The organism is Streptomyces sp. NPDC102490 (assembly GCF_044765285.1).
Lineage (GTDB): Bacteria > Actinomycetota > Actinomycetes > Streptomycetales > Streptomycetaceae > Streptomyces.
In genome coordinates this window covers 324,265-350,348 of record NZ_JBIWJU010000006.1, presented here as the reverse complement: position 1 = coordinate 350,348, position 26,084 = coordinate 324,265, and the positions used below count along the sequence as shown (strand labels likewise).

Sequence of the window (26,084 nt, the reverse complement as noted above, 5' to 3'; positions counted from 1 at the left end):
CACGGAGGACGTGGGCGGTCAGTCCTTCTTCAGCTTGAAGACCCACACACCGGTGATGTTCTGGCTGTCGTCCTTGCCGTCCCGGGCCGCGACGGCGACGTTCGTCGAGTTGCCCTGGGCGCCGTACTGCGCGTTGAAGAACACGCTGCCCGGCACGGTGCGGTAGGTCTTGTCGCTGTCCTCGACCAGCTGCTGACCGTTCATCAGGATCGTCCAGTGCTTGTCGGCGACGTCCGGGTCGACGCCGAACCGCACGGTCTCGTCCTGGTCGACGGTGATGGACTTCGCGTCCTTGTCCTTCAGGCACGTGTCGATCTCTTTGGCCGAAAGGGTCTTGCCCTCTCCGCCGCAGGTGGCCTCGGAGCTGACCGAGTCACTGCCGACCGTGATCGTCGCGATCGGGGTCGGCTCGTCACAGGCGGACAGCAGGAGAAGTCCGGCGGACACGGCGCCTGCGGCGGCGACGGCGCGGCGGCGTCGCACAACGCGGTGTCCGAGAGCGGCGGTGCCGCGGGGCAACGTGGTCATGGCGGAAGGCTATACGGCGCCCCCGCCCCGTCCCCCACCTGGGTACGGCGTGGCGTGGTCACGCCACCCTCGGCCCAGTCCGCCCTCCGTGGCGGGCCGAGTCGAGCAGCCCCCGTACGGTCGTCAGCCACCCGGCGGCGATGATCGCCGCGGCCACCGAAAGGCCCAGCGTGCCGTTGAGCGGCAGCACGATGCCCACCGCGCCGCCGACCACCCAGGAGACCTGGAGCAGCGTCTCCGAGCGCGCGAACGCCGACGTGCGCACCAGTTCCGGCACGTCCCGCTGGATCAGCGCGTCCAGGGACAGCTTGGCCAGCGCCTGCGCGAACCCGGCGACCGCCGCCAGGCACGCCACCAGGAAGGCGCTGAAGAACACCGCGGCGACCACCGCCGCGCCCAGCACGAACACGATCACCGTCACGATGATCACCTCCGGCGCCCGGGACCGCAGCCACGCCCCGACCGCCGTGCCCAGCGCGTTGCCCGCCCCGGCCGCGACACCCACGATCCCCAGCGACACCGCCGCGCTCTGACCGGTCATCGGGTGCACCCGCAGCAGGAACGCCAGGAAGAAGATCAGGAAACCGGTCAGACAGCGGATGGCGGCGTTGGCGGCCAGCGCGTGGGTCACCGCCGGACCCACCGTGCGCAGGCCGGGGCGCTTGCCCCGCTTGCGCAGCGGCCCCGGCAGGTGCCCCTCGTCCGCGGCCAGCAGCGCCCGGTCCTCGCCGCGCGCGGAGTCCACCTTCCGCGGCAGCGTGAACGACAGCACGGTGCCCGCCACGAAGATCATGAAGGCGCCGTACAGCGGCCATCGCGGCCCCACCTGCTGGAGCCCCGCACCGATCGGCGCGGCCACACCGGTGGCCAGCAGCCCGCACAGCGTGACCCGCGAGTTCGCCTTCACCAGGGACACCCGGGGCGGCAGCAGCCGCGGCACCACCGCGCTCCTGACCACCCCGTACGCCTTCGAGGCGACCAGCACGCCCAGCGCGGCCGGGTACAGCTCGATGCCGCCGGTCACGACGGCGCCGGACAGCACCAGCGCGAGCACCGCGCGGGCGCCCATCGCGCTCGCCATCGCCGCGCGGCGGCCGTGCGGCAGCCGGTCCAGGAGCGGGCCGATCACCGGCGCCAGGAGCGTGAACGGCGCCATGGTGATGGCGAGGTACAGCGCGACCCGCCCGCGCGCCTCGTCGGTGGGGACGGAGAAGAAGACGGTCGAGGCCAGCGCGACGGTGATCATCACGTCCCCGGCGCCGTTCACCCCGTGCAGCTCGATCAGCTTGCCGAGGCCCGACTCGCCCGCGCCGTGCGCGTGCGTCGCCCGCCGGATGCCGCGCGCGGCACCGGTCACCGGCAGGCGCAGGACCCGGCCGACCGCACGGAACCGGGAGCCGGGGCCGCGCCGCCGGCTCCCGCTCTTGAACTCCGTCCGTGCGGTCGCCACCCCGTCATAGTGCCCCGAGAGCGGCCGTTGTAGCGTCGTTACGGCGCGTATGGCGGTGATCGGGTCGGGTGACTCCGGCGCCCGCACCACCCCGGAACACCGGGTCGTACCCCGCCGAAACTCCCGTCGGTGTAGGCCCAGGGCACATGAGCAGGTAGCGTGCGTAGCGCGTCGTGGCGAACGTTCTCGGCCGCGCGCCTTACGGCCATCCCGCAGAATGGATGACGTAGGTGCGCCCGAGCGCGATCGGGCGCGGACGTCGACGCGGTCCACAGGTCCGCTCCGTCCGCCCCTCGCAGGCAGCGGCGCACTCGTGAGACGGCGTATGGAGAGAAGCGATACCTGTGAGCGCAGCGACAACGCGAAGCCGCACCCCTGACCGTCTGTGCGCCGAGGCCGTCGACCTCGCCCGCGCCGCAGCCGAGGAGGCCGCCGCACCCGGCGTCGTCGGCGAGCACGAGGGCCTGGTGTCGGAGGGCGACCGGGTCGTCACGCACTACTTCGCCTGCAAGGAGCTGGGGTACCGGGGCTGGCGCTGGGCCGTGACGGTGGCCCGCGCCTCCCGCGCCAAGATCGTCACGGTGGACGAGGCGGTGCTGCTGCCCGGCCCCGACGCGCTGCTCGCCCCCGAGTGGGTGCCGTGGAGCGAGCGGCTGCGGCCCGGCGACATGGGCCCCGGCGACCTGCTGCCCACCGACGCGGACGACCTGCGCCTCGAGCCCGGCTGGACCGGCGAGGACGAGCCGCCGCCGAACTCCGCCGTCTCCCACGAGATGGCCGACCTGGTCGAGGCCGAGGACGCCGAGGTGACCTCCGGGCCGCCCGCCGAACTGTCGGCCGTCCCGGCCCGCGGCACGATCTCGGCGGTCGCCGAGGAGCTGGGCCTGCGCCGCACCCGGGTGCTGTCCCGGTACGGCCTGCACGTCGCCGCCGACCGCTGGGAGGAGGGCTACGGCCCGAAGACCGCGATGGCCCAGGCGGCCCCCGCCTCCTGCGTCAGCTGCGGTTTCCTCGCCCGGATCGGTGGCTCGCTCGGTCAGGCCTTCGGCGTCTGCGCCAACGAGTTCTCCCCGGCCGACGGGCACGTCGTGTCGCTGGCCTACGGGTGCGGGGGGCACTCCGAGGCGGCGGTGATGCCGAAGCCGCCGCGGGTGGCTCCGCCGGTGATCGACGAGACGCGGGTGGACCCGTTTCCGCTGCGGCCGGCCGCGGATTCCGGCTCGGTCCCGGTGAGTGAGGATCAGGCGGCGGCGGAGCTGGGGCACTCCTGAGGTCCGTGGGTGGCTGAGGTCCCTGGGGGCTGCGCCCCCAGACCCCCTTCGGCCTTGACGGCCTCGTCCTCAAACGCCGGACGGGCTGGTTGATGCCGACCGGCGTCGCGAGTGCGCCGGGCGGCGGGGGCGGTACCTTCGTGGTCCGTCGATGAGGAGAGTCACCGTGAGCATGTTCGTACGGCCTGCCGCCGAGGGTGCCGATCCGTTCGGGACGGCGCGGCTGCGGCGCGGGGTGCTGGACGCCTGGGCGACGAGCCCGGCCCGCTTCCGTGAGGACGCCAACGCGGAGGAGGACCTGGTCCTCGGCGGCTACCGCGACCGGCTGGTCGTCGAACTCGCGCAGAACGCCGCCGACGCCGCCGCGCGGTCCGGCGTGCCCGGCCGGCTGCGGCTGACCCTGCGCGACGGCGTCCTCGTCGCCGCCAACACCGGCGCCCCGCTCGACGCGACCGGCGTCGAGTCGCTGTCCACCCTGCGCGCCTCCGCCAAGCGGGACGCGGTGGAGGGCTCGGTCGGCCGGTTCGGGGTCGGCTTCGCCGCCGTCCTGGCCGTCACCGACGAGCCCGCCGTCGTCGGCCGGCACGGCGGGGTGCGCTGGTCGCTGGCCGAGGCCCGCGACCTGGCCGCCGACACCGCCCGGCACAGCCCCGGCCTGGGCGACGAGATTCGGCGGCGCGACGGGCACGTGCCGCTGCTGCGGCTGCCGTTCCCCGCCGAGGGCAGCGCCCCCGCCCCCTACGACACGGCCGTGATCCTGCCGCTGCGCGACACGGCCGCCGCCGACCTCGCCGAACGGCTTCTGCACGGGGTGGACGACGCGCTGCTGCTCGCCCTGCCGGGCCTGGCGGAGGTGGTGATCGAGGCCGGGGACGAGGTACGCACCCTCACGCGCCGCACCGAGGACGCCCTGACCGTCGTGGAGGACTCCCGGGAGGGCGTCACCCGCTGGCGCACCGCCGCCGCGCACGGCCCCCTCACCCCCGACCTGCTCGCCGACCGGCCGGTGGAGGAGCGGCTGCGTCCCCACTGGTCGGTGACCTGGGCGGTGCCCGTCGACGCCGAGGGCGCCCCCGTCCGCCCCCGTACCAGCCCCGTCGTGCACGCACCGACGCCCAGCGACGAGCCGCTCGGCGTGCCCGCCCTGCTCATCGCGTCCTTCCCGCTGGACGCCACCCGGCGGCACACCGCGCCGGGACCGCTCACCGACTTCCTGACGGAACGGGCCGCCGACGCCTACGCCGGACTGCTCGTCGACTGGCGGCCGGTCACCACCGGCCTCATCGACCTGGTGCCCGGCGCGCTGGGCCGGGGCGAACTGGACGGTGTGCTGCGGCAGGCGATCCTCGACCGGCTGCCGCGTACGTCCTTCCTGCCGCCCGCCCTGCCCTCCGGGGGCCCGGACGCGGAGGACGACCTGCCGGAGTCCCTGCGGCCGCGTGACGCCGAGGTGGTGGAGGGCGCGGGCGCCGACACCGTGCGGGTCCTTGCCGAGGTGCTGCCGACCCTGCTGCCCGCCGGTCTCGAACGCCGTGCCGAACTGCGCACGCTGGGCGTGGCCCGGGTGCCGCTGACCGACGCGATCGACCGGCTGGCGGGCCTGGAGAAGGCGCCCGCCTGGTGGCGCAGCCTCTACGACAGCCTCGCCGGGGTCGACCCCGACCGGCTGTCCGGGCTGCCGGTGCCGCTCGCCGACGGCCGTACGACCATCGGGCCCCGGCAGGTGCTGCTGCCCGCCCCGGAGGCCGCCTCGCTCGACCCGGAGGTCCTCACCCGCCTCGGCCTGAAGGTCGCCCACCCGGACGCCGCGCACCCGCTCCTGGAGAAGCTCGGCGCCCTGCCCGCCACCCCGCGCGCCGTGCTGACCACCCCGCAGGTCCGGGCCGCCGTCGCCGCCTCCCTGGACGACGAGGGCGCCGCCAACTGGGAGGAGGACGCCCTCGACGCCGAGGAACTGGCCGACACCGTCCTCGGCCTGGTCCGCGAGGCCGGACTCGACCCCGGCGAGGAGCCCTGGCTGGGCGCCCTCGCCCTGACCGACGAGGACGGCGAACTGTCCCCGGCGGGCGAACTCGTCTTCCCCGGTGGCCCGTTCGCCCGGGTCATGCGCGAGGACGAACTCGCCGCCGTGGACGCCGAACTCGCCGAGAGGTGGGGGCCCGAGCCGCTGGCCGCCTGCGGCGTCCTGGTCACCTTCGCCCTGGTCCGCGCCACCGACGTCGTCCTGGACCCCGACGAACTGGAGCCGCGCGAGGGGGACTTCGCCGAGCCGGACGACGCGGGGCTGCTCGACGCCGTGGACGTGTGGAGCGAGGACGTCCTGGACCGCTTCCCGGACACCCCCGTCCCGCCGGTGGCCACCGAGATCGTCGCCGTGCGCGACCTCGATCTCGTGGACGACGACCACTGGCCCGAGGCCCTCGCCCTGCTGTCCCGGCCGCCGCTGCGCGACGCGCTCGTCGAGCCCGTGCGGATCCTGCTGCCCGACGGCACCCACGAGGTCGTACGGCCGTACACCGCGTGGTGGCTGCGCGGGCACCCGGTGCTCGGCGGACGCCGCCCGGCCGGTCTGCGCGCGGCGGGCGGCGACCCGTTGCTGCGGGGCCTGTACGAGGAGGCCGACGCGTCCGGCTTCGAGGACGAGCAGGTGCTGCGGGCGCTGGGCGTGCGCACCTCGGTCGCCGCGCTCCTCGACGAGCCCGGCGGCGCGGCCGAACTCCTGGACCGCCTCGCCGACCCCGACCGCCCGGTCACGGCCGCCCAACTGCACGCCCTGTACGGGGCGCTGGCCGAGCTGGACCCGGACCGGGTCACCCTGCCGGACGAGGTGCGGGCCGTGGTCGACGGCGAGGTGCGCGTGGTGGACGCCGCCGACGCGGTCGTGGTCGACTCGCCCGACCTGCTGCCCTTCACGTCCGGCGTGCCGCTGCTGCCGGTCCGCCCGGCCCGGGCCGCCGAACTGGCGGAGCTGTTCCAGGTGCGCCGGCTGAGCGAGTCCGTCACCGGGCGCGTCGATTCCGAGGGCGCCGAGCACGCCGTACCGGAGCCGGTGCGGGTGCTGATCGGGGCGCGGACCCCGGCGTCGTACGTGGAGCACGAGGAACTGGTCGTCGACGGGGTGGAGATCGACTGGCGGCTGACGGACGACGGTGTCCTGCACGCGGCGACGCTGGAGGGCGTGGCGGCCGGCCTGGCCTGGGCGGCGGGTCAGTGGCCGCGCCGCTTCGAGGTGGCGGCGCTGCTGGAGGACGAGTCCCGCACGGAGGAACTGGCCCGGGACCGCTGGTTCGACTGAACCGCGCTGGTTCGACTGAATCCGCCCGGACCGACCGGATGTGAAGGCGCGCGTACATTTCCTTCACCTCCCGTACAACCTTCGCGCCGCGCCGTGGATCTATGAGGCGAGTCAGCAGACTCACGACCCTCCGGGTCCCGGCGCGGTGACGACTGCCGGGGCCCCTTGTCCTCACGTGGGGAACACATGCGCACACGAGTCCTGGTGGCAGCGGCCACCGGCGCCCTGGCCCTGACCGCCCTCGCCGTTCCGGCCGCGCAGGCCGACGGCGGAAGCGGCGACACCCGGGTCACCAAGGTCGTCGTGGACGGCGACAACAAGGTGGCCATCGGCACCGGCAGCGCCAAGACCATCTCGGTCAGCGTGACCGCCACCGATAACTCCGGCATCCTGGGCGCCGAGTCCTTCGACCTGAAGGGCCCGGGCTACGGGTACGAGTCGACGGGCAAGCCGACCTGCAAGAAGGTCAGCGCGACCACCTCCACCTGCACGGCCTCGGTGAAGATCGACCCGCGGACCGACTACCTCGACAACGCGATGGCCGGCACCTGGTACGTCGGCGTCTGGATCGACGCCAAGGACGGCGACTACCTCTGGAAGGACAAGGCCGGGTCCTTCAAGTTCCAGCGCGGCAGCGCCGTGTCGACCAACGCCTCGCCGGAGCCGGTGAAGAAGGGCAAGACCCTCACGGTCACCGGCAAGCTGTCCCGGGCCAACTGGGAGACCCTCAAGTACGGGGCGTACTCCGGCCAGTCGGTGCAGCTCCAGTACCTGAAGAAGGGCACCAAGGCGTACACCGTGCTGAAGACCGTCAAGTCCAACTCGGCGGGCAAGCTCAGCACCACCGTCAAGGCCGGCGCGGACGGCTACTACCGCTACGTCTTCGCCGGCAACTCGGCGTCCGGGGCGATCACCTCGGTCTCCGACTTCGTCGACGTGAAGTAGCCCGCTACGCGGGGAAGCGGCGGTCGACCCACCTCCACAGGAGCTCCAGGACGGCCGCCGCGGCCACCGCGATGCCGACGGCGGCCCACGGCATCGTCACGCCCACCAGCTTCAGCGCGAAGAAGTCCTGGAGCCACGGCACCACCAGCACGATCACGAAGCCCAGCCCCATCGCCGCCACCAGCAGCACCCGCCACCAGGTGTACGGCCGGGCGATGATGGCCAGCACCCACATCGAGATCAGGAACAGCGTCAGCGTCGCCGCGCTCGTCTCCGCGTCCAGCGCGCCCGGCCCCGCGTAGTGGTGCCGCGCGACCAGGTACGTCACGAAGGTCGCCGCCCCGGCCACCACGCCGCCCGGGATCGCGTACCGCATCACGCGCCGGACGAAGTGCGGCCTGGCCCGCTCCTTGTTCGGGGCGAGGGCCAGGAAGAACGCGGGGACGCCGATGGTGAGGGTCGACAGCAGGGTGAGGTGGCGGGGCAGGAACGGGTACTCCACCCGCGAGCAGACCACCAGGATCGCGAGGAGCACCGAGTACACGGTCTTGACCAGGAACAGGGTCGCCACGCGCGTGATGTTGCCGATCACCCGGCGGCCCTCGGCCACCACCGAGGGCAGGGTGGCGAAGCTGTTGTTCAGCAGCACGATCTGCGCGACCGCCCGGGTCGCCTCCGAGCCGGAGCCCATCGCCACGCCGATGTCGGCGTCCTTGAGCGCGAGGACGTCGTTGACGCCGTCGCCGGTCATCGCCACCGTGTGGCCGCGTGACTGGAGGGCGCCCACCATGTCCCGCTTCTGCTGCGGGGTGACCCGCCCGAACACCGTGCCCCCGTCGAGCGCCTCGGCCATCGCCTCCCGTTCGGCGGGCAGCCGGCGCGCGTCGACGGTGGCGCCGGACAGCCCCAGCTTGGCGGCGACCGCGCCGACCGACACCGCGTTGTCGCCGGAGATGACCTTGGCGCGCACGTCCTGCTCGGCGAAGTAGCGCAGGGTGTCGGCGGCGTCCGGGCGCAGCCGCTGCTCCAGCACGACCAGGGCGGTGGGCGTCACCTCCCGGGCCACCTCGGGGGCGTCCAGCGCACCCTCCGCGCGGGCCAGCAGCAGCACCCGCAGCCCCTGTTCGTTGAGCCGCCCGGTCTCGGCGAGCGCCGGGTCGTCCTCGGCCAGCAGCACGTCCGGCGCGCCCAGCAGCCAGGTGCGGGAGACGCCGTCGCCCTCGTCGAAGGTGGCGCCGCTGTACTTGCGGGCGGAGGAGAAGGGCAGCGACCCCGTGCACCGCCACGCCCCGGCGGACCCGTCGACGGGGTAGCTGTCGATGATCGCCTGGAGGGAGGCGTTGGGACGCGGATCGGAGGCGCCGAGGGAGCCGAGCACGGTGCGCACGTACGTCTCGTCGGCGCCGTCGAGCAGGCGCAGGCCGGTGACGTCCATGCCGCCCTCGGTGAGGGTGCCGGTCTTGTCCAGGCAGACGGTGTCCACCCGGGCCAGCCCCTCGATGGCGGGCAGCTCCTGCACCAGGCACTGCTTGCGGCCGAGCCGGACGACGCCGATCGCGAAGGCGACGGAGGTGAGCAGCACCAGGCCCTCGGGGACCATGGGCACGATGCCGCCGACGGTGCGCGCGATCGAGTCGTCCAGCTCGTTGTCCTTGGCGAGCAGCTGGCTGAGGATCAGGCCGATCGCGGTCGGGACCATCATCCACGTGACGTACTTGAGGATCGTGGAGATGCCGGAGCGCAGCTCGGACTGGACCAGCGTGAAGCGGGACGCCTCCTCGGCGAGCTGCGCGGCGTACGCCTCGCGCCCCACCTTGGTGGCCCGGAAGGCGCCGCCGCCCGCGACCACGAAGCTGCCCGACATGACCTGGTCGCCGGGCTGCTTGACCACCGGGTCGGCCTCACCGGTCAGCAGCGACTCGTCGATCTCCAGCCCGTCCGCCTCGACGCACACCCCGTCGACGACGGCCTTGTCGCCGGGGCCGATCTCGATGACGTCGTCCAGCACGATCTCGGAGGTACTGATCTCGGCGGGCTGCCCGTCCCGGCGCACCGTCGGCCGGACCTCGCCGATCAGGGCCAGCGAGTCGAGGGTCTGCTTCGCCCGCCACTCCTGGACGATGCCGATACCGGTGTTGGCGAGGATCACGAAGCCGAACAGGCTGTCCTGGATCGGCGCCACGAACAGCATGATCACCCACAGCACGCCGATGATCGCGTTGAACCGGGTGAAGACGTTGGCGCGGACGATGTCGGCCAGGGATCGGCTGCTGCGCACCGGCACGTCGTTGACCTGGCCGCGGGCGACCCGTTCGGCGACCCCGGCCGCCGTGAGTCCGGTCGCGGGCGAAGGGGCGCCAACGGTGTGCGCGGGGTGCGCGGGATCGCGTCTGTCCGCGTCGAGATGCGTCATGCGATCGACGGTACGTGCGGTTTTACGGCTTCACCCACCGAGCGCGGAGAAGATCCGACCTGGGTACGAGACGTACCGGCCCGACGTGCTGCCCAGGTACTACTTCCCGGCCCGGGCGGCGTCCCGCTTGATCGCGGCCTCGCGCCCCCGGACGTACCAGATGCCGATCAGGCCGAGGCCCGCGCCGGCCAGGCAGGTCCACACCCACCAGGTGTGCCCGTGGTCCTCGAACCAGCCGTAGAAGGGCAGCTGCACCAGGAAGAGGACGAACCAGAGGAGGGTGCCGCCGACGACGGTCGGAACCACGGGGCCCTCCAGGGGCTCCGGCGCCTCGTGCGTGGGTGTCCACTTCGTCATGCGTACAGCTTACGAGGAGCGGGCGAACGGGTTGACGGTGCGGCGCCACACGGTGATTCCGGGGGTCTACGCGCGGAGATAGCGATCTGTGGCTCATACGTTCATACTGAACCCGTTTGTCTCTGACCGCTTTCGTTCGTAGAAAACACCAATAGGAACACCGACAAGGCCGTGGGGGAACCTGTTGGTGATGAGGTCCCCGCATGCCCACCTCGGCCTCCGCCAAGGTCCCCCCGTCCCCCGAGCCGCCGGAAGACCGGCAGCCCCCGCAGAACGGCCTCGACCGTTACTTCAAGATCTCCGAGCGCGGCAGCACGCTGCCCCGTGAGATCCGCGGCGGCTTCGCCACCTTCTTCGCGATGGCCTACATCATCGTGCTGAACCCGATCATCCTGGGCAGCGCGAAGGACATGTACGGCAACCAGCTCGACAACGGCCAGCTGGTCACCGCCACCGCCCTGACGGCCGCCTTCACCACCCTCCTGATGGGCGTCATCGGCAACGTCCCGATCGCGCTGGCCGCCGGCCTCGGCGTGAACTCGGTCGTCGCCCTCCAGCTCGCCCCGCGGATGTCCTGGCCGGACGCCATGGGCATGGTGGTGCTGGCCGGTTTCATCGTCATGCTGCTGGTCGCCACCGGTCTGCGGGAGCGCGTGATGAACGCGGTGCCCTACGGCCTGCGCAAGGCCATCTCCATCGGCATCGGCCTGTTCGTCATGATCGTCGGCCTCGTCGACTCGGGCTTCATCACCCGGATGCCCGACGCCGCGCAGACCACCGTCCCGCTCCAGCTGGGCGTCGGCGGCCACCTGCACGGCTGGCCCGTTCTGGTCTTCGTCCTCGGTGTGCTGCTGACCCTGGCGCTGATCGTCCGCAGGACCCCGGGCGCCATCCTGATCTCCATCGTGGTGATGACCGGCGTCGCGATGATCATCAACGCGGTCACCGACATCCCGTCCTGGGGCCTGACCACTCCCGAGTGGCCCGGCAACCCCGTCGCCACGCCCGACTTCGGGCTGGTCGGCGAGGTCAGCCTGATCGGCGGGTTCGACAAGGTCGGCGTCCTGACCGGCGTGCTGTTCGTCTTCACGGTGCTGCTGTCGTGCTTCTTCGACGCGATGGGCACGATCATGGGCGTCGGCGACGAGGCGAAGCTGACCGACGGCGAGGGCCAGATGCCGGGCATCAACAAGGTCCTGTTCGTCGACGGCATCGCGGTCGCCGCGGGCGGTGCCAGCTCCGCCTCCGCCACCACCTGCTTCGTGGAGTCCACGGCGGGCGTCGGCGAGGGCGCCCGTACCGGCTTCGCCAACATCGTCACCGGCGGGCTGTTCGCCCTGGCGCTGTTCCTCACGCCGGTCGCCACCATGGTCCCGTCGCAGGCGGCGACCCCGGCGCTGATCGCGGTCGGCTTCCTGATCCTGGCCGGTTCGATCCGGGAGATCGACTGGTCGGACTTCACGATCGCCATCCCGGCGTTCGTGACGATGCTGATGATGCCGTTCACCTACTCGATCACCAACGGCATCGGCATGGGCTTCATCACCTTCTCGGTGCTGCGCCTGGCGGCCGGACGGGGCCGCGAGGTGCCGGTGGCGATGCACGTGGTGTCGGCGGTCTTCGCCTTCTACTACCTGATGCCGGCCCTGGGCCTGACGTGATCCCGCGGGGTCACGGCACCCCGTAGAAGCGTTCCGTCTCCTCCACGGCGGACTGGAACCGCTCGTCGAAGTCATCGCGAATGAGCGTCCGGACGACATAGTCCTGGACGCTCATTCCTCTTTTGGCGGCATGGTCCCGGAGCCGGTCGAGCAGCTCCCCGTCTATCCGCAGGCTGAGCACGCTGGTCCCCATGAGCACGAGGGTCGCCCGGCTCCCCCGGGTGATGCTCCGATTTCCGGAAACGACTCACTCGTACGGGTGAACTGCGGGTTTCAGTGGCGGGTGTCACGGGGAGACGGGCGGTTGAGCGGTGGTATTTCGCGAGACTAATGAGTTACGCTAAGGAACATGCCGGACCTCAAGCATGGCGACGACGCCGCCGCCGTGAATTCCCTGCGCTCCGCCGTGATGCGGTTGTCCCGTCGGCTCAAGCACCAACGGGTCGACGAGTCACTCAGCCCCACCGAGATGTCGGTGCTGGGCACCCTGTCCAACTGCGGCAGCGCGACCCCGGGCGAGCTGGCCCGCAAGGAACACGTCCAGCCGCCCTCGATGACCCGCATCGTGGCCCTCCTCGAGGCCAAGGGGCTGGTCCGGCTGGAGCCGCACCCCGAGGACCGGCGCCAGAAGGTCGTGACGCAGACCGAGCAGGCCGTGGTGATGCTCGAGGAGAGCCGCCGCAAGCGGAACGCGTTCCTGGCCACCCTGGTGGAGGGGCTCGACGAGGACGAGTGGGCGACACTGCGCGCCGCCGCCCCCGTGCTGGAGAAGCTCGCACACAAGTAAGCAGTTCTCGCGAGGAGGCGAACCCTTTTGAGTACGGGACCCGGAGCAGCTTCCGCCCCCGCACCTGACGGACACGGCAACCCGGCCACCACCACCCTCGACGCCCCCCGCAAGACGTCGATGTTCGCCTCCCTGAAGGTCAGGAACTACCGCCTCTTCTTCCTGGGGCAGGTCGTCTCCAACATCGGCACCTGGATGCAGCGCATCGCCCAGGACTGGCTGGTGCTCAGCCTCACCGGCTCCTCGGCCGCCGTCGGCATCACCACCGCCCTCCAGTTCCTGCCGATGCTGCTCTTCGGCCTCTACGGCGGCGTCCTCGTCGACCGGCTGCGCAAGCGGCCCACGCTGCTGGTCACCCAGTCCGCGATGGCCCTGACCGCGCTCGCCCTCGCCGTCCTCACCCTGAGCGGCCACGTCCAGGTCTGGCACGTCTACGTCGCCGCCTTCGCGATGGGCCTGGCCACCGTCATGGACAACCCGGCCCGCCAGTCCTTCGTCTCCGAGCTGGTCGGGCGGGACCAGTTGCAGAACGCGGTCAGTCTGAACTCGGCCAACTTCCAGTCCGCCCGGCTCGTCGGCCCCGCCGTCGCCGGTCTGATGATCACCGGGGTGGGCACCGGCTGGGCGTTCCTCGCCAACGGGCTGTCCTTCGTCGCGCCGCTCAGCTGCCTGCTGCTGATGCGCGCCCGCGAGCTGCACACCGTCCAGCGCGCCCCGCGCGGCAAGGGCCAGCTGCGCGAGGGCCTGCACTACGTCGCCGGGCGCCCCGAGCTGATCTGGACCATCGTGCTGGTCGGCTTCATCGGCACCTTCGGCTTCAACTTCCCGGTCTTCCTGTCCGCCTTCGCCGACGACGTCTTCGACGCGGGCGCCGGGGCGTACAGCCTCTTCAACACCCTCATGGCCGTCGGCTCGCTGGCCGGCGCGCTGCTCGCCGCCCGCCGCGGCACCGCCCGGCTGCGGGTCCTGATCGCGGCGGCGCTCGGCTTCGGCGCCCTGGAGATCGTGGCGTCGGCCGCGCCCGAGCTGTGGCTCTTCGCGCTGCTCATGGTCCCCATCGGCGTCTTCAGCATGACGGTCAACGTCACCGCCAACACCAGCATCCAGATGTCCACCGACCCGGCCATGCGGGGCCGCGTGATGGCCCTGTACATGATGGTCTTCCTCGGCGGCTCCCCGGTCGGCGCCCCGATCGTCGGCTGGGTCACGGACACCTACGGCGCCCGGGCCGGCTTCGCCGCGGGCGGCGCGGTGGCCGCCACCGCCGCGCTCGTCATCGGCCTGGTCCTGGCCCGCGTCGGCAACCTGCGCCTGTCGGTCGGCTGGCACCGCGGCCACCCACAGGTCCGCTTCGTACCCCGGGACCGCCGGGAGACGCTGGCCCGGGTGGCGTAGGCCGGGGTCGGTGCCCGGTCAGTCGCGGGGGAAGCCGTCGGTCTTGAGGGTGAGGCCGACGACGGTGCCGGTCAGGTCGATGGCCGGCGGTGGCGTAGGCGTCCTTCTTGGGACCGTAGTCGTTGCCGGCGGTCTCCGCGGAGACGACTTCGCGCGGGTACGTGGCGCGCAACTGTTCGATGATGCACATGGTGATGTCCCAGTGGGTGTCCCGCTGCGGCCACAGAAAGATGTGGCCGCCGACGATCTCGGACTTGTAACCCTCAGGGACAGGTAGCTTTTCGAGCCACTCGAACATCATGTCGAGAGTGAGTGCGTCATTGCTGTCGGTCATGTCTGCGGTGCCTCCCGGGTCGGATACAACCGAGCGGTACAACGTCCGCCGCGGCGCGGGCGTCATGCCGGGCAGACTGTGGCCTTATGAGACTCTTCGCCGCCGTGCTGCCGCCCGAGGGCGTCACCGCCTCGCTCGCCGACGAGGTGGCCGTGCTGCGGGGGCTGCCCGGGGCGGACGGGCTGCGCTGGACCGGGCGTCCCGGGTGGCACCTCACGCTCGCCTTCTACGGCGAGGTCGACGACGATCTCGTACCCGATCTGTCGGCCCGCCTGGAGCGGGCGGCCCGCCGTACGCCGCCCTTCGAGCTGGCGTTGCGCGGCGGCGGCCAGTTCGGGCGCGGGCGGGCGCTGTGGGCGGGCGCGGAGGGCGGGCTCGCGACGCTGCGGCTGCTGGCCGACCGCGCGGAGGCGGCGGGGCGCAGGGCGGGCGTCCCGATGGGCGAGCACCGGCGCTACAAGCCCCACCTGACCCTGGCCCGCAGCAGGCAGGCGTACGACGTCCGCCCCTACGTCGAGGCGCTGGCCGGGTTCACCGGGCCCACCTGGACCGTGACCGACCTGGCGCTGGTCCGCAGCAACCTGCCGGAGTCGGGCGTGCCGGGCGAGCAGCCCCGCTACGAGGCGGTCGCCCGCAGTCCGCTCGGCGCGTCCGGTTAGGCTCGGGGGCGTGGACCCGAAGACCCGTAACCGGATCATGGCCGGTGTGCTCGTGCTGATGCTCGTGGTGGTGGCGATGGCGGCGGCCCTCGGCTGACCTGCCCGGGGGGCGGCCGCCGCCCCGCTCACCACCTCACCCCGCTACCAGGCGAAGGCCTCCGGAGCGGGCCCCGGGCCCGGGAAGACCTCGTCGAGCCCGGTCAGCAGCTCGTCCGACAGCTCCAGCTGCACGGCCCTGAGCGCCGACGCGAGCTGCTCGGCGGTGCGCGGCCCCACGATCGGGCCGGTCACGCCGGGCCGGGTCAGCAGCCACGCCAGCGCGGCCTCGCCGGGCTCCACCCCGTGCTTGTCGAGCAGGTCCTCGTACGCCTGGATCTGCGCCCGCTTCGCCGGGTCGGCCAGGGCGTCGGCCGCGCGCCCCGAGGCCCGGCGCCCGCCCTGGACCTCCTTCTTGATGACCCCGCCGAGCAGCCCGCCGTGCAGCGGCGACCACGGGATGACGCCGAGACCGTAGTCCCGCGCGGCCGGGATCACCTCCATCTCGGCGCGGCGCTCGGCCAGGTTGTACAGGCACTGCTCGCTGACCAGTCCGATGGTGCCGCCGCGCCGGGCGGCGGTCTCGTTGGCCTGCGCGATCTTGTACCCGGGGAAGTTCGACGACCCGGCGTACAGGATCTTGCCCTGCTGGACCAGGGTGTCGATGGCCTGCCAGATCTCGTCGAACCCGGTGGCGCGGTCGATGTGGTGGAACTGGTACAGGTCGATGTGGTCGGTCCGGAGGCGCTTGAGGCTGGCGTCCACCGCCCGCCGGATGTTCACGGCGGACAGCTTGTCGTGGTTGGGCCACGCCTCGCCGTCGGCGCCCATGTTGCCGTACACCTTGGTGGCGATGACGGTCCTGTCGCGCCGGTCGCCGCCCTGGGCGAACCAGTTGCCGATGATCTCCTCGGTACGGCCCTTGTTCTCGCCCCAGCCGTACACGTTGGCGGTGTCGAAGAAGTTGATGCCGGCGTCCAGCGCCGCGTCCATGATGGCGTGGCTGTCGGCCTCGTCGGTCTGCGGACCGAAGTTCATGGTGCCGAGGACGAGCCGGCTGACCTTGAGTCCCGTGCGTCCGAGCTGCGTGTACTTCATGGTCCCCAAGCCAACGACTTGGAGTGCGCTCCAGGCAAGCGGTGGCGGGCGGTCAGTCGCGGGGGAAGACGTCGGTCCTGAGGGTGAGGCCGAGGACGGTGTCGGTGAGGTCCAGGTCCTCCCCGAAGACGACCCTCGTCTCGGTGGTGTAGTCGCCGTCCTTCGGGTGCGTGAAGATGTGGCAGCGGCCCTGGTACGGGTCGGCGATCAGGTAGAGGGGAACCTCGGCGGCGGCGTAGGCGAGCTTCTTGGGGCCGTAGTCGTTGGCGGCGGTGCCCTGGGAGATGACCTCGGCGACGAACTCGACGTCCTGGTGGCGCCAGTGGCCCGTGTCGTCCTCCTTCGCGCCGTCGCGCATCTTGACCACGTCCGGGCAGAAACCGTTCTGGTGGCCCGGAAAGTCGATGCGGACATCCGAGAGCACCTTGGCACGCCTTCCGAAATGGGACCGGATGTCCCATGCGATTTCGAAGATGATGTCCCAATGGGTGCCGCGCTGCGGTGTCATGTGAACGGTGCCCCCGACGACCTCGGCCCTGAATCCTTCGGGGACAGGCATCCGCTCGAGCCGCTCGAACCACTCGTCCAGGCGCTCAGTGTTGATGTCGGCCATGGCGATCCTGTCGTCTACGACGGTCATCGTGGCGCTCCTCCCCGGCTGACCCAACGACGAGTGCAGCCGCGCGGTACAACGATACGCACGGCGACCTGGACACGGGAGGACGCGCATATGCCAGAGCGGGACCGGGACCGCACCGACCACCTCGTGACCCTCGTCCGGCGTCACCTCGACGAGGACGGCGACGTGCTCGGCGTCTACGCGCACGGCTCCGCCACCCTCGGCGGGCTGCGCCCGTACAGCGACCTCGACCTCCTCGTCGTGCTGGCGCGTCCGACGACGCACGGGCAACGCGCGGGGCTCACCCGGGAGTTGCTCGGCGTGTCAGGAGGCGAAGGACGCCCCGTCGAGCTGATCGCCGTCGTACGGGACGAGGTCCGGCCCTGGCGGTACCCGCCCCGCCGGGAGTACCTGTACGGCGAGTGGCTGCGCGGTGCCTGCGAACGCGGCGCCGTCCCGGAGCCGGCGGAGGACCCCGACCTGGCCCCGCTCCTGACCATGGTGCTGCGCGCCGACGCCCCGCTGTACGGCCCGCCGCCCGCGACCCTGCTCGACCCCGTGCCGCACGGCGACCTGCGGCGGGCGATCGCCGCCGGGGTGCCGGGGCTGCTGGAGGAGCTGGCGTCGGACACGCGCAACGTCCTGCTCACCCTGGCCCGGGTCTGGAGCACGCTCGTCACCGGCGACATCCGGTCCAAGGACGCGGCGGCGGACTGGGCCCTCGGGCGGCTGCCCGCCGGGGACCGGCCGCCGCTCGCCCACGCGCGCGCCGTCTACCTCGGGCGGGAGACGGAGGACTGGAGCGGCCGGGCGGTGCGGTCCTGTGCCGACCGGCTGGTCCGGGAGATCCGGGCGGCCTACGGGGCGGGGGAGTAGGGCCCGCCCAGCCCCCACTCCTCGTCCATCGCCGTCGCGAACGCCTCCGCGATGCGGTGCTCGCCGCTCTCGTTGGGATGCGTGCCGTCGTAGGTGTCCGTGTGGAAGTCGTACGCCGTCGGCGGCGGGACGAACAGCAGCGGGGAGCGCGGGTCGTCGAGGTCGGTGGTGGTCTTCGCGAGGAGTTCGTTGAAGCGGGCGACCTGCTCGGCGAAGGACGGGTCGGTCTCCCCCCGGATGTTGTGGAGCACCGGCAGCACGGCGACGCGGACGCGCGGGTTCGCCGACCGGGCGGCGGCCAGGAAGGCGCGGACGTTGGCGTCGGTCTGCTCGGCGTTGGTGTAGAAGCCGAGGTCGATCAGGCCCAGGGAGACCAGGAGCACGTCCGCGCGGCAGGCCCGTACCGTCTCCTCGATCAGCGGGGCCATGTGGTGCCAGCCCTCGCCCCAGCCGGCCAGGTGGGCGCGGGGGAAGTCGGGTTCGGCGTAGGCGTACGAGGTGGGCGCGTCCGTCACCTGGTCGTGGAGGGTCTCGCGCGGGCCGACGAAGGTGAAGGGGCGGCCGCAGGAGTCGCGCAGATGCTGCCACAGCCGGTAGCGCCACGTGTGTTCGCCGGCGCTTCCGATCGTCATGGAGTCACCGACGAACATGAACCTGAGCATCCGCTCATGATGGACGATCGGCCCGACCGGCGCGATGTGAGCCCGACCACGCAGGGTGACCGGCGGGGGTGACCGGCGGGGTGACCGGCGACGTGAACGCCCGCGCGGGATGGCAGGCTTGGCGCATGCGCCGACCCTTCGCCCTCCTCGCCTCGGCCCTTCTCGTGGGCGCGTTCGCCGTGCCCGCCTCAGCGGCGGACGGGGGCGACGGGCCCGCCGGGAGCGATGGGTTCACCATCAAGGACCCGCGTATCACCGAGTCCAGCGGCCTCGCCGCGTCCCGTCTGCACCCCGGCGTCTACTGGACGCACAACGACCAGGACACCGGGCCCTACCTCTACGCCGTGGACGGCGCCACCGGCGAGACCGTCGCCCGCGTCGCGCTGTCCGGCGTCGGCACGCCCCGGGACGTCGAGGCGATCGCCATCGGACCCGGCAACAGGATCTTCGTCGGCGACATCGGCGACAACGACGGCGTGAGCTGGCCGTACGTGTGGATCTACGAGCTGCCCGAGCCGAAGGACCTGAAGGACCAGACGGTCAAGGCGACGCAGTACGTGGTGAAGTACGCGGACGGCTCCCGCGACGCCGAGTCGATGCTGGTCCACCCGAAGACCGGGCGGGTCTACCTCATCGACAAGCACGAGGACGGCGGGCACCTGTACGAGGGCCCGGCGAAGCTGTCGTCCTCCGGCACCAACGTCTTCAAGCCCACCGTCCCCGTCGACCTCTGGGCGACGGACGCCGCGTTCTCCCCGGACGGCGAGCAGCTCGCCGTGCGCGGCTACCTAGGGGGCATCTGGTACGACTGGAATGGCGGGAAGATCCGGCGCGAGGGGCGGATCAGCGTGCCCCTGGGGCAGGGCGAGTCCGCCACCTACACCACCGACGGCAAGAAGCTGCTGCTCGGCATGGAGGGCGCGAACAGCCCCGTGAAGGCCGAGGACGTGCCCGGGAAGAGCGGGGGTGCGGGCGGGGGCGGTGCCGACGCCGCCGGCGGGTCCGACGGCCCGGGCGGGATCACGCTCAAGGTCGGCGCGGTCGGACTGCTCGTCGCGCTCGCCGCCCTGCTCGGCCTACGCCGGGCCTTCCGGCGCCGCTGAGCCGTCCGCCGCGGCCGGGGCGTCCCCCGTGGCCGGGGCGTCGGCGGCCCGGCGGGCGGTCACCAGTACCTCCAGCCCGTCCAGGATGCGCTGGAGCCCGAACTCGAAGTGGTCGAAGCCGGTGCCGAAGGCGTCCTCGGAGAGGGAGGACAGCACGGGGTAGCGCCCGCTGCTCATGGCCTTCACCAGCACCGGCTCCTGGGCCTGCCAGAACTCCGCGTCCGTCAGCCCGGAACTGCGCTCGGCCTCCCGCTCGTACACCTGCGTGCGGGCGGCCCCGACGACGTACCCGTCGATCATGACGATCACCGAGATCAGCTCGGGGTCGGTCAGGCCCATCGGTCTGATCCGGGCGAGCACCTTCTCCATGCTGTCCAGCGCGGACGGGCCGAGGATCGGGCGGGACTGGTTGACCTCCAGCAGCCAGGGGTGGCGGCGGTAGAGGGCGAGCGTGGCGTGGCCGAGGGCGTGCAGCGCCGGGCGCCAGCCGCCGTCGCCGAGGTCGGCGGGGTTCTCGGACGGGCGCTGCACGCGGTCCAGCATCAGGTCGAGCAGCTCGCCCTTGCCGGGGACGTAGCGGTACAGGGACATCGTGCCGGTGCCCAGCTCGGTGGCGATCCGGCGCATCGAGACCGCGCCGAGACCGTCCCGGTCCGCGACCTCGACGGCGGCCGCCACGATCCGCTCCAGCGTCAGCCCCGGCCTCGGGCCCCGGCTGGGGCGCCGGCCGGTGTCCCACAACAGTTCGAGGGTGCGGCCGATGTCGCCGCTGCCGCTGGTCTCCGTACCGCTCGCCATGGGGGCAGTTTAAGTCCGCGGCAAAAACTGGGTACGGCGTACGCTTAATCGGGTACGGTGTACTCAGTTGGGAAGCGAAAGGGGGCTGGGACCCATGAGCGACACGTACGCGGTACGGGCCGAGGGCCTGGAGAAGAGATACGGCGACAAACGCGCCCTGGACGGCTTCGACCTGACCGTCCGCGAGGGCACCGTGCACGGCCTGCTCGGGCCGAACGGCGCGGGCAAGACCACTGCCGTGCGCATCCTGTCCACACTGATCCGGCTCGACGGCGGACGGGCCGAGGTGGCGGGCCTGGACCTCGCCCGGCAGGCCCGCGAGGTGCGGGCGCGGATCGGCCTCACCGGCCAGTACGCGGCCGTGGACGAGGTGCTCACCGGCCGGCAGAACCTGGAGATGTTCGGGCGCCTGTTCCACCTGGGCGGCCGGGGGGCCCGGGCGCGCGCGGCGGAGCTGCTGGAGCGGTTCGACCTGACCGACGCCGCCGACCGGGGCGTGGGCAAGTACAGCGGCGGCATGCGGCGCCGCCTGGACCTCGCCGCGTCGATGATCCTCGCCCCGTCCGTCCTGTTCCTGGACGAGCCGACGACGGGCCTGGACCCGCGCAGCCGCGGCGAGGTCTGGGAGTCGGTCCGGGCGCTGGTGGCGAGCGGCACGACGGTCCTGCTGACCACGCAGTACCTGGAGGAGGCCGACAAGCTCGCCTCCCGCATCACCGTCATCGACCGGGGCCGGGCCATCGCCGACGACACCCCGGACGGGCTGAAGGACCTGGTCGGCGGCGACCGGATCGAGGTCGTGGTCGCCGACCGGACCGAGATCCCGCGGGCGGTACGGACGGTCGCCCGGGTGTGCCGGGGCGAACCGGCGGTGGAGGAGGAGGCGCTGCGCGTGCACGCCCCGGTCACCGACCGGGTGTCGGCCCTGACCGAGGTGGCGCGCACCCTCCAGGACGAGGGCGTCGCCGTGGAGGACATCGGACTGCGCAGGCCGAGTCTCGACGACGTGTTCCTGCGCCTGACCGGCCACCGCACGGGCGCGGAGCACGCGCAGGACGCGGCGAGCACGCAGAAGGAGGCGGTGGCGGCATGAGCACCCTCGACCTCGGCGGCGCCGCCGGTGCGACGACGGCCCCGCCCGAGCGCGGCCGCCTCTCCTGGCTGCTCGCCGACTGCGGCAACATCGTCCGCCGCGGCCTGACCCACTACCAGCGCCAGCCCGTCAACATCGCCTGGCAGCTGGGCTTCCCGATCCTGTCCGTCCTCCTCTACGGCTACGTCTTCGGCAGCGCGCTGACGGTGCCCGGCGGCGGGGACTACAAGGACTTCCTGATGCCGGGCATGTTCGTGATGACCATGGCGTTCGGCTTCATCAACACCGCGACCGTCGTCGTGTACGACTCCACCAAGGGGGTCATCGACCGGTTCCGCTCCATGCCGATGGCGTCGTCCGCGGTGGTGGCGGGGCGCGGGGTGACCGATCTGCTCGTCGCCTGCGCGGAGTTGGCCATCATGATGCTGACGGCGATGGCCATGGGCTGGCGTCCGGACGGCGGCTGGGGCTTCCTGGCCGCGTTCGGGCTGCTGCTGTGGCTGCGGTTCGCGCTGATCTGGATCGGGGTGTGGCTGGGCCTGCTGGTCCCCAACCCGGAGGCGGCGGGCGGCCTGTTCGCCGTGGCCTTCCCGCTGACGATGATCTCCAGCATCTTCGTCGCCCCGCAGCTCATGCCCGACTGGCTGGGCTGGGTGGCCGCCTGGAACCCGATCTCCTCCACGGCGGCGGCCGCCCGCGACCTGTTCGGCACACCGGTCGGCGGCGGCGACTCGTGGGTCGAGCAGCACGCGCTGCTGATGGCGGGTGTGTGGCCGGTGGTCCTGACGGCGGTCTTCCTGCCGCTGGCGGTACGCCGGTTCCAGCGGCTCGGCCGGTAGGGGCGTCCGGGGCGTCCGGGGCGTCTGGGGCGTCCGGGGCGGCGGGGCGGGGGCGGAGACCCACGGCCGGGCCGGGGTGGAGGCCGGGGGGGCCGGGGGTCCGGGGGTCCGGGGAAACTCCACCCCCGGTTCCACCCGTGGGACCAGGTGCGGAGCGCCTGGTCGGAGCAGCCTTGAGGGCATGACAACGACTGAGTGGATCACCGACATCGCCCTCGTCCTCGTCGTCTTCCGGCAGCTGCGGGAAGGGCGACTCGACGGCAGGACGTTCCTGATCCCGCTGGGGATCGTGGCCTTCGTGGCGTACTCCTACCTGGACTCCGTCCCGACCGGCGGCAACGACCTGGTGCTGATCGCGGCCCTGGCGGCCGTGGGCGCGGTGCTCGGCGTCGCGGGGGGCGTCTACACCCGGATCCGGGCCCTCGACGGGCACCTCATGATCAAGGCCGGCGCCGTCTCGGCGCTCCTGTGGGTGCTGGGCATGGGCGCCCGCATGGGCTTCCAGGTCTGGGTCGAGCATGGCGGCGCCGACGACGTCGCCCGGTTCAGCATCGCCCACCACATCACGGGCGACCAGGCCTGGGTGGCGGCGTTCGTGCTGATGGCGGTCACCGAGGTGGTCACGCGAGTGGGCACCCTCTACCTGCGCAGCCGCAGCCGGGCCCGGACGGTGTCCCCCACCGTGCCCGTCCTCGGCCGTGCGGCCTGACCGTGCGCTATGTTCGGCCGGTGTCCGCCACCCAGAGCACCCCGCCCCCGGACCCGGGGGCGGACCCGCGGCCGGTCCCCGGTCAGGACCCGCGTACACAGTGGGCCCTGACCCTCGCGGTCATCGTCGTAGGAGCCCTGACGATCCGGCCCATGGGGATCAGCGGCCAGGGACTGGCGGTCGCCGTCCTCTTCGTGCTCAACTCCGCGGCCCTGCTGGCCCGGGCCCTGCCCGAGAACCGGGTCCCGCCGCGGGTGGCGCTCACCTGGCTGACGCTCGGCATCGCTCTGGCCGCCGCCCTGCTCGGCGTCAGCGGCAGCGGCACGAGCTACCTGTTCGCCTACTTCCTCGCCGGGCACATCGGCTACCGGCTCGACACCGGGCGGGCCCTCACCCTCGCGGCGACGTGCTCCCTGCTCTGCACCGGGGTCCTGTACTTCCACCTCGGGCCGGGAGACCCGGAGCTGCCCTGGGTGCTCGGACTCACCACCGGCGTCCCGGTCGTGGTCGGCATCCTCAACCGCACCCAGCGCCAGGCCGTACGGTCGGCGCTCTCGGCCGCCGAGTCGGCGGAGCGCGCCGCCCGCGCGGAGGCCCGCACCGCCGTCCTCACCGAGCGCGGCCGGATCGCCCGGGACGTGCACGACGTCCTCGCGCACTCCCTCGCCGGGATCAACATGCAGCTGGAACTGGCCGACGCGCTGCTCGACACCGGAGACCTGGCGAAGGTCCGGGAGGCCAACGACAAGGCCCACAGCCTGGTCAAGGAGAGCCTGAAGCAGGCGCAGTGGACCGTGCACGCGCTGCGGGAGGACGCGCTGCCGCTGCTGGAGAGCCTCACCGCGATGATCGAATCGGCGGGCCACCACGACGCCCTCACCGTCACCGGTACCGTCCGCGAGCCGACGGCCCAGGTGACCCAGGGCCTGCTGAGGATCGCCCAGGAGGCCCTGACCAACGCCGCCCGGCACGCTCCCGGCGGACGGGTGGCCGTGGAGCTGACGTTCAGCGCCGCGTCGATCACACTGAGGGTCCGCAACCGGCCCGCCGCCCGTGCGGTGACCCCGGGCGTCGGCAGCGGAATGGGGCTGATCGGCATGCGCGAGCGCGTCGCCCTGCTGGGCGGGAGCGTCGGCGCGGGGCCGGTCACCGAGGGGCGGGACCAGGGCGGCTGGCAGGTGGAAGCGGTGATTCCGGGATGAGTGAACAGGTGGGGAGCCCCGTGCGGTTGAAGGTGGTCGTCGCGGACGACCAGGCCGCCGTGCGCGAGCCGCTCGCCGCGGTGCTCGGGCTGGCCGACGACATCGACGTCGTCGCGGCGGCCGCGGACGGCACGGAGGTACTGGCGGCGGTGGCCGCCGGCCCCGTCGACGTGGTGCTGATGGATCTGCGGATGCCCGTGATGGACGGCATCGAGACGACCCGTCGCCTGACCGAGGACCATCCGGAGGTGGCGGTGGTCGTCCTGACCACCTTCGCCGACGACGACTCGATCCTGGGCGCGCTGGGCGCGGGCGCCCGCGGGTACCTCACCAAGAACGCGGGACGCCAGGACATCACCCGGGCGATCCGGGCCGCCGGCGCGGGCCAGTCCGTACTCGACCGAGAGGTCCAGGACCGGCTGCTCGCCACGGCCCGGGCGAAGGCCCCCGCCGCCCCGCAGCCCCTGCCGGACGACCTCACCCCCCGCGAGCGCGAGGTCCTCGCCCTGATCGGCCAGGGCCTGTCCAACCGGGGCATCGCCGAGAAGCTCTTCATCAGCGAGGCCACGGTCAAGACCCACATCAACAACCTGTTCGCCAAGACCCACATCCGCGACCGCGCCGACGCAATCCGCCGCGCCCTGGCGGCGGGGCTGGCCTGAGGAGCGCGCTCGCGTGGGCCACGGTCAAGTCCGGCGGTGGGCGACCGCCTTGAAGAACGTGTAGCAGAACACTCCGTCGGGTTCGGCCGTCCGTCGTAGCGCGGCGATGCCCGCGTCGAAGGTGTGCGGGTCGATCAGCCCCGCCGCGACGGCGGGCTCTCGGACACCGGAGATCATCGCGGTGAAGGTACGCCTGGTGAAGCTGTCGGCCAGGTCCGGCCGACTGCCGTCGACATAGACGGTGCGCGGGGTGACGGCGATGTCCGCCCAGTCCGCCTCGTGCAGCAGGGGAAAGAGCCGCCGCCCGATGAGGGCGTCGCCGCCCGCGTGCCGCTGCAACGTCACCTGGCACGCGATGGCCGCGCGCGCGGCCTCGTCGTCCGGATGGAAGTAGGTCGAGCCGTGGTCGCCCTCGATGACGGTGATCGTGCCGCCGGGCCGGACGAGGCGACGCAGCCGTTGCAGCGCGTCGACCGGAGAGGGCAGGTGTTCGAGCAGGAAGCATACGAAGACGTGGTCGAAGGACGCCTCGGCGAACCCGCCCTCGCGTTCGGGAAGATCGAACACGTTCTTCGCGGCGAACTCGACATTCGTCAGCCCCGCGGCGGCGACGCGACGCGAGGCCGACTCCAGCGAGTCGGGGGCGATGTCGGACGCGACGAAGTCCGCGTGCGGGCTCCGTGACGCCAGGGTGATGGTCTGAGCACCCACGCCGCACCCCATCTCCAGGACCCGTTCGCCGGGCCGGAAACGGGTGTCGCCGTGCAGCAGCTCGACCAGGGCGTCCGCCTGGTCCGCGAGGCGCGCACTCTCCTCGGAACGGTAGCCGTGCACATACTGCTCGAACATGGTCATGGTCTCGATCACCTTCATCAACTGGTCCGGTTTCGAACTCTCCAGCGCGGCCACCAGCCGGTCGCGGAGCCGGCCTCGCCGCCGGAGGTCCTCCTCGACGTCGTCGAGGTGGGCGCGCAGGGTCGCTGCCGGGTCCGGGTCCTCGTGGTCCAGCAACGCGGCGATCCGGCGAAGCCCCAGACCGGTCCGGCGCAGGGCCATCGCCCGGTAGAGACGGGTGACGTGCGCGGGGCCGTAACGGCGATGCCCGCTCGGCGTACGTTCGGGAGACACGACCCCCAACGCGTCCCAGTGCCGCAACACCCGCACCGACACCCCGGACGCCAGCGCCAGTTCCCCGACCGTCCACCACACCCCGTCGTCGTCCACGGCGCCCACGCTAGGTCCTCACACGGTGTCAGCTTCAAGCACGACCGACTGAGCACCAAGCGCCCGGG

General features: G+C 72.5%; 24 protein-coding genes. 14 read left to right on the top strand and 10 right to left on the bottom strand.

From position 1 onward, the window contains the following. Window positions 1–18 precede the first annotated feature (18 nt). Both ACIRGB_RS15880 and ACIRGB_RS15875 read right to left on the bottom strand, forming a co-directional pair. Window positions 19–528 (bottom strand): DUF2771 domain-containing protein, encoded by a 510-nt coding sequence (locus tag ACIRGB_RS15880; RefSeq protein WP_403864289.1) that lies wholly within the window; start codon window positions 526–528, stop codon window positions 19–21. 58 nt (window positions 529–586) lie between these two features. Next, entirely contained in the window at window positions 587–1,978 is a 1,392-nt protein-coding gene (locus ACIRGB_RS15875; RefSeq protein WP_403864287.1) for an MFS transporter, read from the bottom strand. A gap of 344 nt (window positions 1,979–2,322) precedes the next feature. Between ACIRGB_RS15875 and ACIRGB_RS15870 the strand changes: the two genes are divergently transcribed. The 3 genes from ACIRGB_RS15870 (at window position 2,323) to ACIRGB_RS15860 (ending at window position 7,489) form a co-directional block, all read left to right on the top strand. Further along, window positions 2,323–3,249, top strand: coding sequence for a DUF3027 domain-containing protein (locus ACIRGB_RS15870; protein WP_403864284.1), 927 nt, complete (start codon window positions 2,323–2,325; stop codon window positions 3,247–3,249). A gap of 166 nt (window positions 3,250–3,415) precedes the next feature. Continuing rightward, entirely contained in the window at window positions 3,416–6,544 is a 3,129-nt protein-coding gene (locus ACIRGB_RS15865; RefSeq protein ID WP_403864281.1) for a sacsin N-terminal ATP-binding-like domain-containing protein, read from the top strand. A gap of 186 nt (window positions 6,545–6,730) precedes the next feature. Next, window positions 6,731–7,489: a calcium-binding protein gene (locus ACIRGB_RS15860; RefSeq protein WP_403864278.1), complete on the top strand. Its 759-nt coding sequence runs from the start codon at window positions 6,731–6,733 to the stop codon at window positions 7,487–7,489. 4 nt (window positions 7,490–7,493) lie between these two features. Here ACIRGB_RS15860 and ACIRGB_RS15855 read toward each other — a convergent pair whose 3' ends face one another. Both ACIRGB_RS15855 and ACIRGB_RS15850 read right to left on the bottom strand, forming a co-directional pair. Beyond that, window positions 7,494–9,902, bottom strand: coding sequence for an HAD-IC family P-type ATPase (locus ACIRGB_RS15855; RefSeq protein ID WP_403864275.1), 2,409 nt, complete (start codon window positions 9,900–9,902; stop codon window positions 7,494–7,496). A gap of 99 nt (window positions 9,903–10,001) precedes the next feature. Continuing rightward, window positions 10,002–10,259 carry a DUF2530 domain-containing protein gene (locus ACIRGB_RS15850; RefSeq protein WP_403864272.1) on the bottom strand — a complete coding sequence of 86 codons (258 nt, stop codon included), beginning with the start codon at window positions 10,257–10,259 and terminating at the stop codon, window positions 10,002–10,004. Window positions 10,260–10,462: 203 nt separating this feature from the next. On the opposite strand from ACIRGB_RS15850, the gene ACIRGB_RS15845 reads away from it, so the two are divergent. Continuing rightward, window positions 10,463–11,920 carry an NCS2 family permease gene (locus ACIRGB_RS15845; protein ID WP_403864269.1) on the top strand — a complete coding sequence of 486 codons (1,458 nt, stop codon included), beginning with the start codon at window positions 10,463–10,465 and terminating at the stop codon, window positions 11,918–11,920. 10 nt (window positions 11,921–11,930) lie between these two features. On the opposite strand, the gene ACIRGB_RS15840 is transcribed toward ACIRGB_RS15845, so the two are convergent. Then, window positions 11,931–12,119 (bottom strand): hypothetical protein, encoded by a 189-nt coding sequence (locus ACIRGB_RS15840; RefSeq protein WP_003974640.1) that lies wholly within the window; start codon window positions 12,117–12,119, stop codon window positions 11,931–11,933. Between the two features lie 150 nt (window positions 12,120–12,269). Between ACIRGB_RS15840 and ACIRGB_RS15835 the strand changes: the two genes are divergently transcribed. The 3 genes from ACIRGB_RS15835 (at window position 12,270) to thpR (ending at window position 15,095) form a co-directional block, all read left to right on the top strand. Then, window positions 12,270–12,707 (top strand): MarR family winged helix-turn-helix transcriptional regulator, encoded by a 438-nt coding sequence (locus tag ACIRGB_RS15835; RefSeq protein ID WP_403864266.1) that lies wholly within the window; start codon window positions 12,270–12,272, stop codon window positions 12,705–12,707. 27 nt (window positions 12,708–12,734) lie between these two features. Then, entirely contained in the window at window positions 12,735–14,102 is a 1,368-nt protein-coding gene (locus tag ACIRGB_RS15830) for an MFS transporter (protein WP_403864263.1), read from the top strand. Window positions 14,103–14,522: 420 nt separating this feature from the next. Further along, entirely contained in the window at window positions 14,523–15,095 is a 573-nt protein-coding gene (gene thpR / locus ACIRGB_RS15825; protein WP_403864260.1) for an RNA 2',3'-cyclic phosphodiesterase, read from the top strand. Between the two features lie 141 nt (window positions 15,096–15,236). On the opposite strand, the gene ACIRGB_RS15820 is transcribed toward thpR, so the two are convergent. Both ACIRGB_RS15820 and ACIRGB_RS15815 read right to left on the bottom strand, forming a co-directional pair. Further along, on the bottom strand, window positions 15,237–16,229 hold the full coding sequence (locus tag ACIRGB_RS15820; RefSeq protein ID WP_403864257.1) for an aldo/keto reductase: 993 nt from the start codon (window positions 16,227–16,229) through the stop codon (window positions 15,237–15,239). A 52-nt stretch (window positions 16,230–16,281) separates the two neighbouring features. Further along, the gene (locus ACIRGB_RS15815; protein ID WP_403864254.1) at window positions 16,282–16,869 is read right to left on the bottom strand and encodes a Uma2 family endonuclease; all 588 of its coding nucleotides are present in this window, start codon (window positions 16,867–16,869) and stop codon (window positions 16,282–16,284) included. Between the two features lie 90 nt (window positions 16,870–16,959). Here ACIRGB_RS15815 and ACIRGB_RS15810 point away from each other — a divergent pair, with 90 nt between their 5' ends. Beyond that, complete coding sequence (locus ACIRGB_RS15810; RefSeq protein WP_403864251.1) at window positions 16,960–17,724, top strand: aminoglycoside adenylyltransferase family protein; 765 nt, start codon at window positions 16,960–16,962, stop codon at window positions 17,722–17,724. Here ACIRGB_RS15810 and ACIRGB_RS15805 read toward each other — a convergent pair. Next, on the bottom strand, window positions 17,706–18,386 hold the full coding sequence (locus ACIRGB_RS15805) for an SGNH/GDSL hydrolase family protein (protein ID WP_403864248.1): 681 nt from the start codon (window positions 18,384–18,386) through the stop codon (window positions 17,706–17,708). The genes ACIRGB_RS15810 and ACIRGB_RS15805 overlap by 19 nt on opposite strands. A 125-nt stretch (window positions 18,387–18,511) precedes the next feature. Between ACIRGB_RS15805 and ACIRGB_RS15800 the strand changes: the two genes are divergently transcribed. Continuing rightward, on the top strand, window positions 18,512–19,489 hold the full coding sequence (locus ACIRGB_RS15800; RefSeq protein WP_403864245.1) for a WD40 repeat domain-containing protein: 978 nt from the start codon (window positions 18,512–18,514) through the stop codon (window positions 19,487–19,489). Here the strand turns inward: ACIRGB_RS15800 and ACIRGB_RS15795 are convergent. Next, window positions 19,463–20,287: a TetR/AcrR family transcriptional regulator gene (locus tag ACIRGB_RS15795; RefSeq protein ID WP_403864242.1), complete on the bottom strand. Its 825-nt coding sequence runs from the start codon at window positions 20,285–20,287 to the stop codon at window positions 19,463–19,465. The two genes, ACIRGB_RS15800 and ACIRGB_RS15795, sit on opposite strands and share 27 nt — an antisense overlap. Window positions 20,288–20,381: 94 nt before the next feature. Here ACIRGB_RS15795 and ACIRGB_RS15790 point away from each other — a divergent pair, with 94 nt between their 5' ends. The 5 genes from ACIRGB_RS15790 to ACIRGB_RS15770 all read left to right on the top strand — a co-directional run bounded on the left by ACIRGB_RS15790 (window position 20,382) and on the right by ACIRGB_RS15770 (window position 24,792). Next, the gene (locus ACIRGB_RS15790; protein ID WP_403864239.1) at window positions 20,382–21,380 is read left to right on the top strand and encodes an ATP-binding cassette domain-containing protein; all 999 of its coding nucleotides are present in this window, start codon (window positions 20,382–20,384) and stop codon (window positions 21,378–21,380) included. Continuing rightward, window positions 21,377–22,219 carry an ABC transporter permease gene (locus ACIRGB_RS15785; RefSeq protein ID WP_403864236.1) on the top strand — a complete coding sequence of 281 codons (843 nt, stop codon included), beginning with the start codon at window positions 21,377–21,379 and terminating at the stop codon, window positions 22,217–22,219. Before ACIRGB_RS15790 ends, ACIRGB_RS15785 begins: the two co-directional genes overlap by 4 nt. A 181-nt stretch (window positions 22,220–22,400) precedes the next feature. After that, entirely contained in the window at window positions 22,401–22,928 is a 528-nt protein-coding gene (locus ACIRGB_RS15780; protein ID WP_403864233.1) for a hypothetical protein, read from the top strand. A gap of 2 nt (window positions 22,929–22,930) precedes the next feature. Further along, window positions 22,931–24,130: a sensor histidine kinase gene (locus tag ACIRGB_RS15775; protein ID WP_403864230.1), complete on the top strand. Its 1,200-nt coding sequence runs from the start codon at window positions 22,931–22,933 to the stop codon at window positions 24,128–24,130. Further along, entirely contained in the window at window positions 24,127–24,792 is a 666-nt protein-coding gene (locus ACIRGB_RS15770) for a response regulator (RefSeq protein ID WP_403864227.1), read from the top strand. Before ACIRGB_RS15775 ends, ACIRGB_RS15770 begins: the two co-directional genes overlap by 4 nt. Window positions 24,793–24,816: 24 nt before the next feature. On the opposite strand, the gene ACIRGB_RS15765 is transcribed toward ACIRGB_RS15770, so the two are convergent. Then, the gene (locus ACIRGB_RS15765; RefSeq protein WP_403864224.1) at window positions 24,817–26,016 is read right to left on the bottom strand and encodes a methyltransferase; all 1,200 of its coding nucleotides are present in this window, start codon (window positions 26,014–26,016) and stop codon (window positions 24,817–24,819) included. Between the last annotated feature and the right edge of the window lie 68 nt (window positions 26,017–26,084).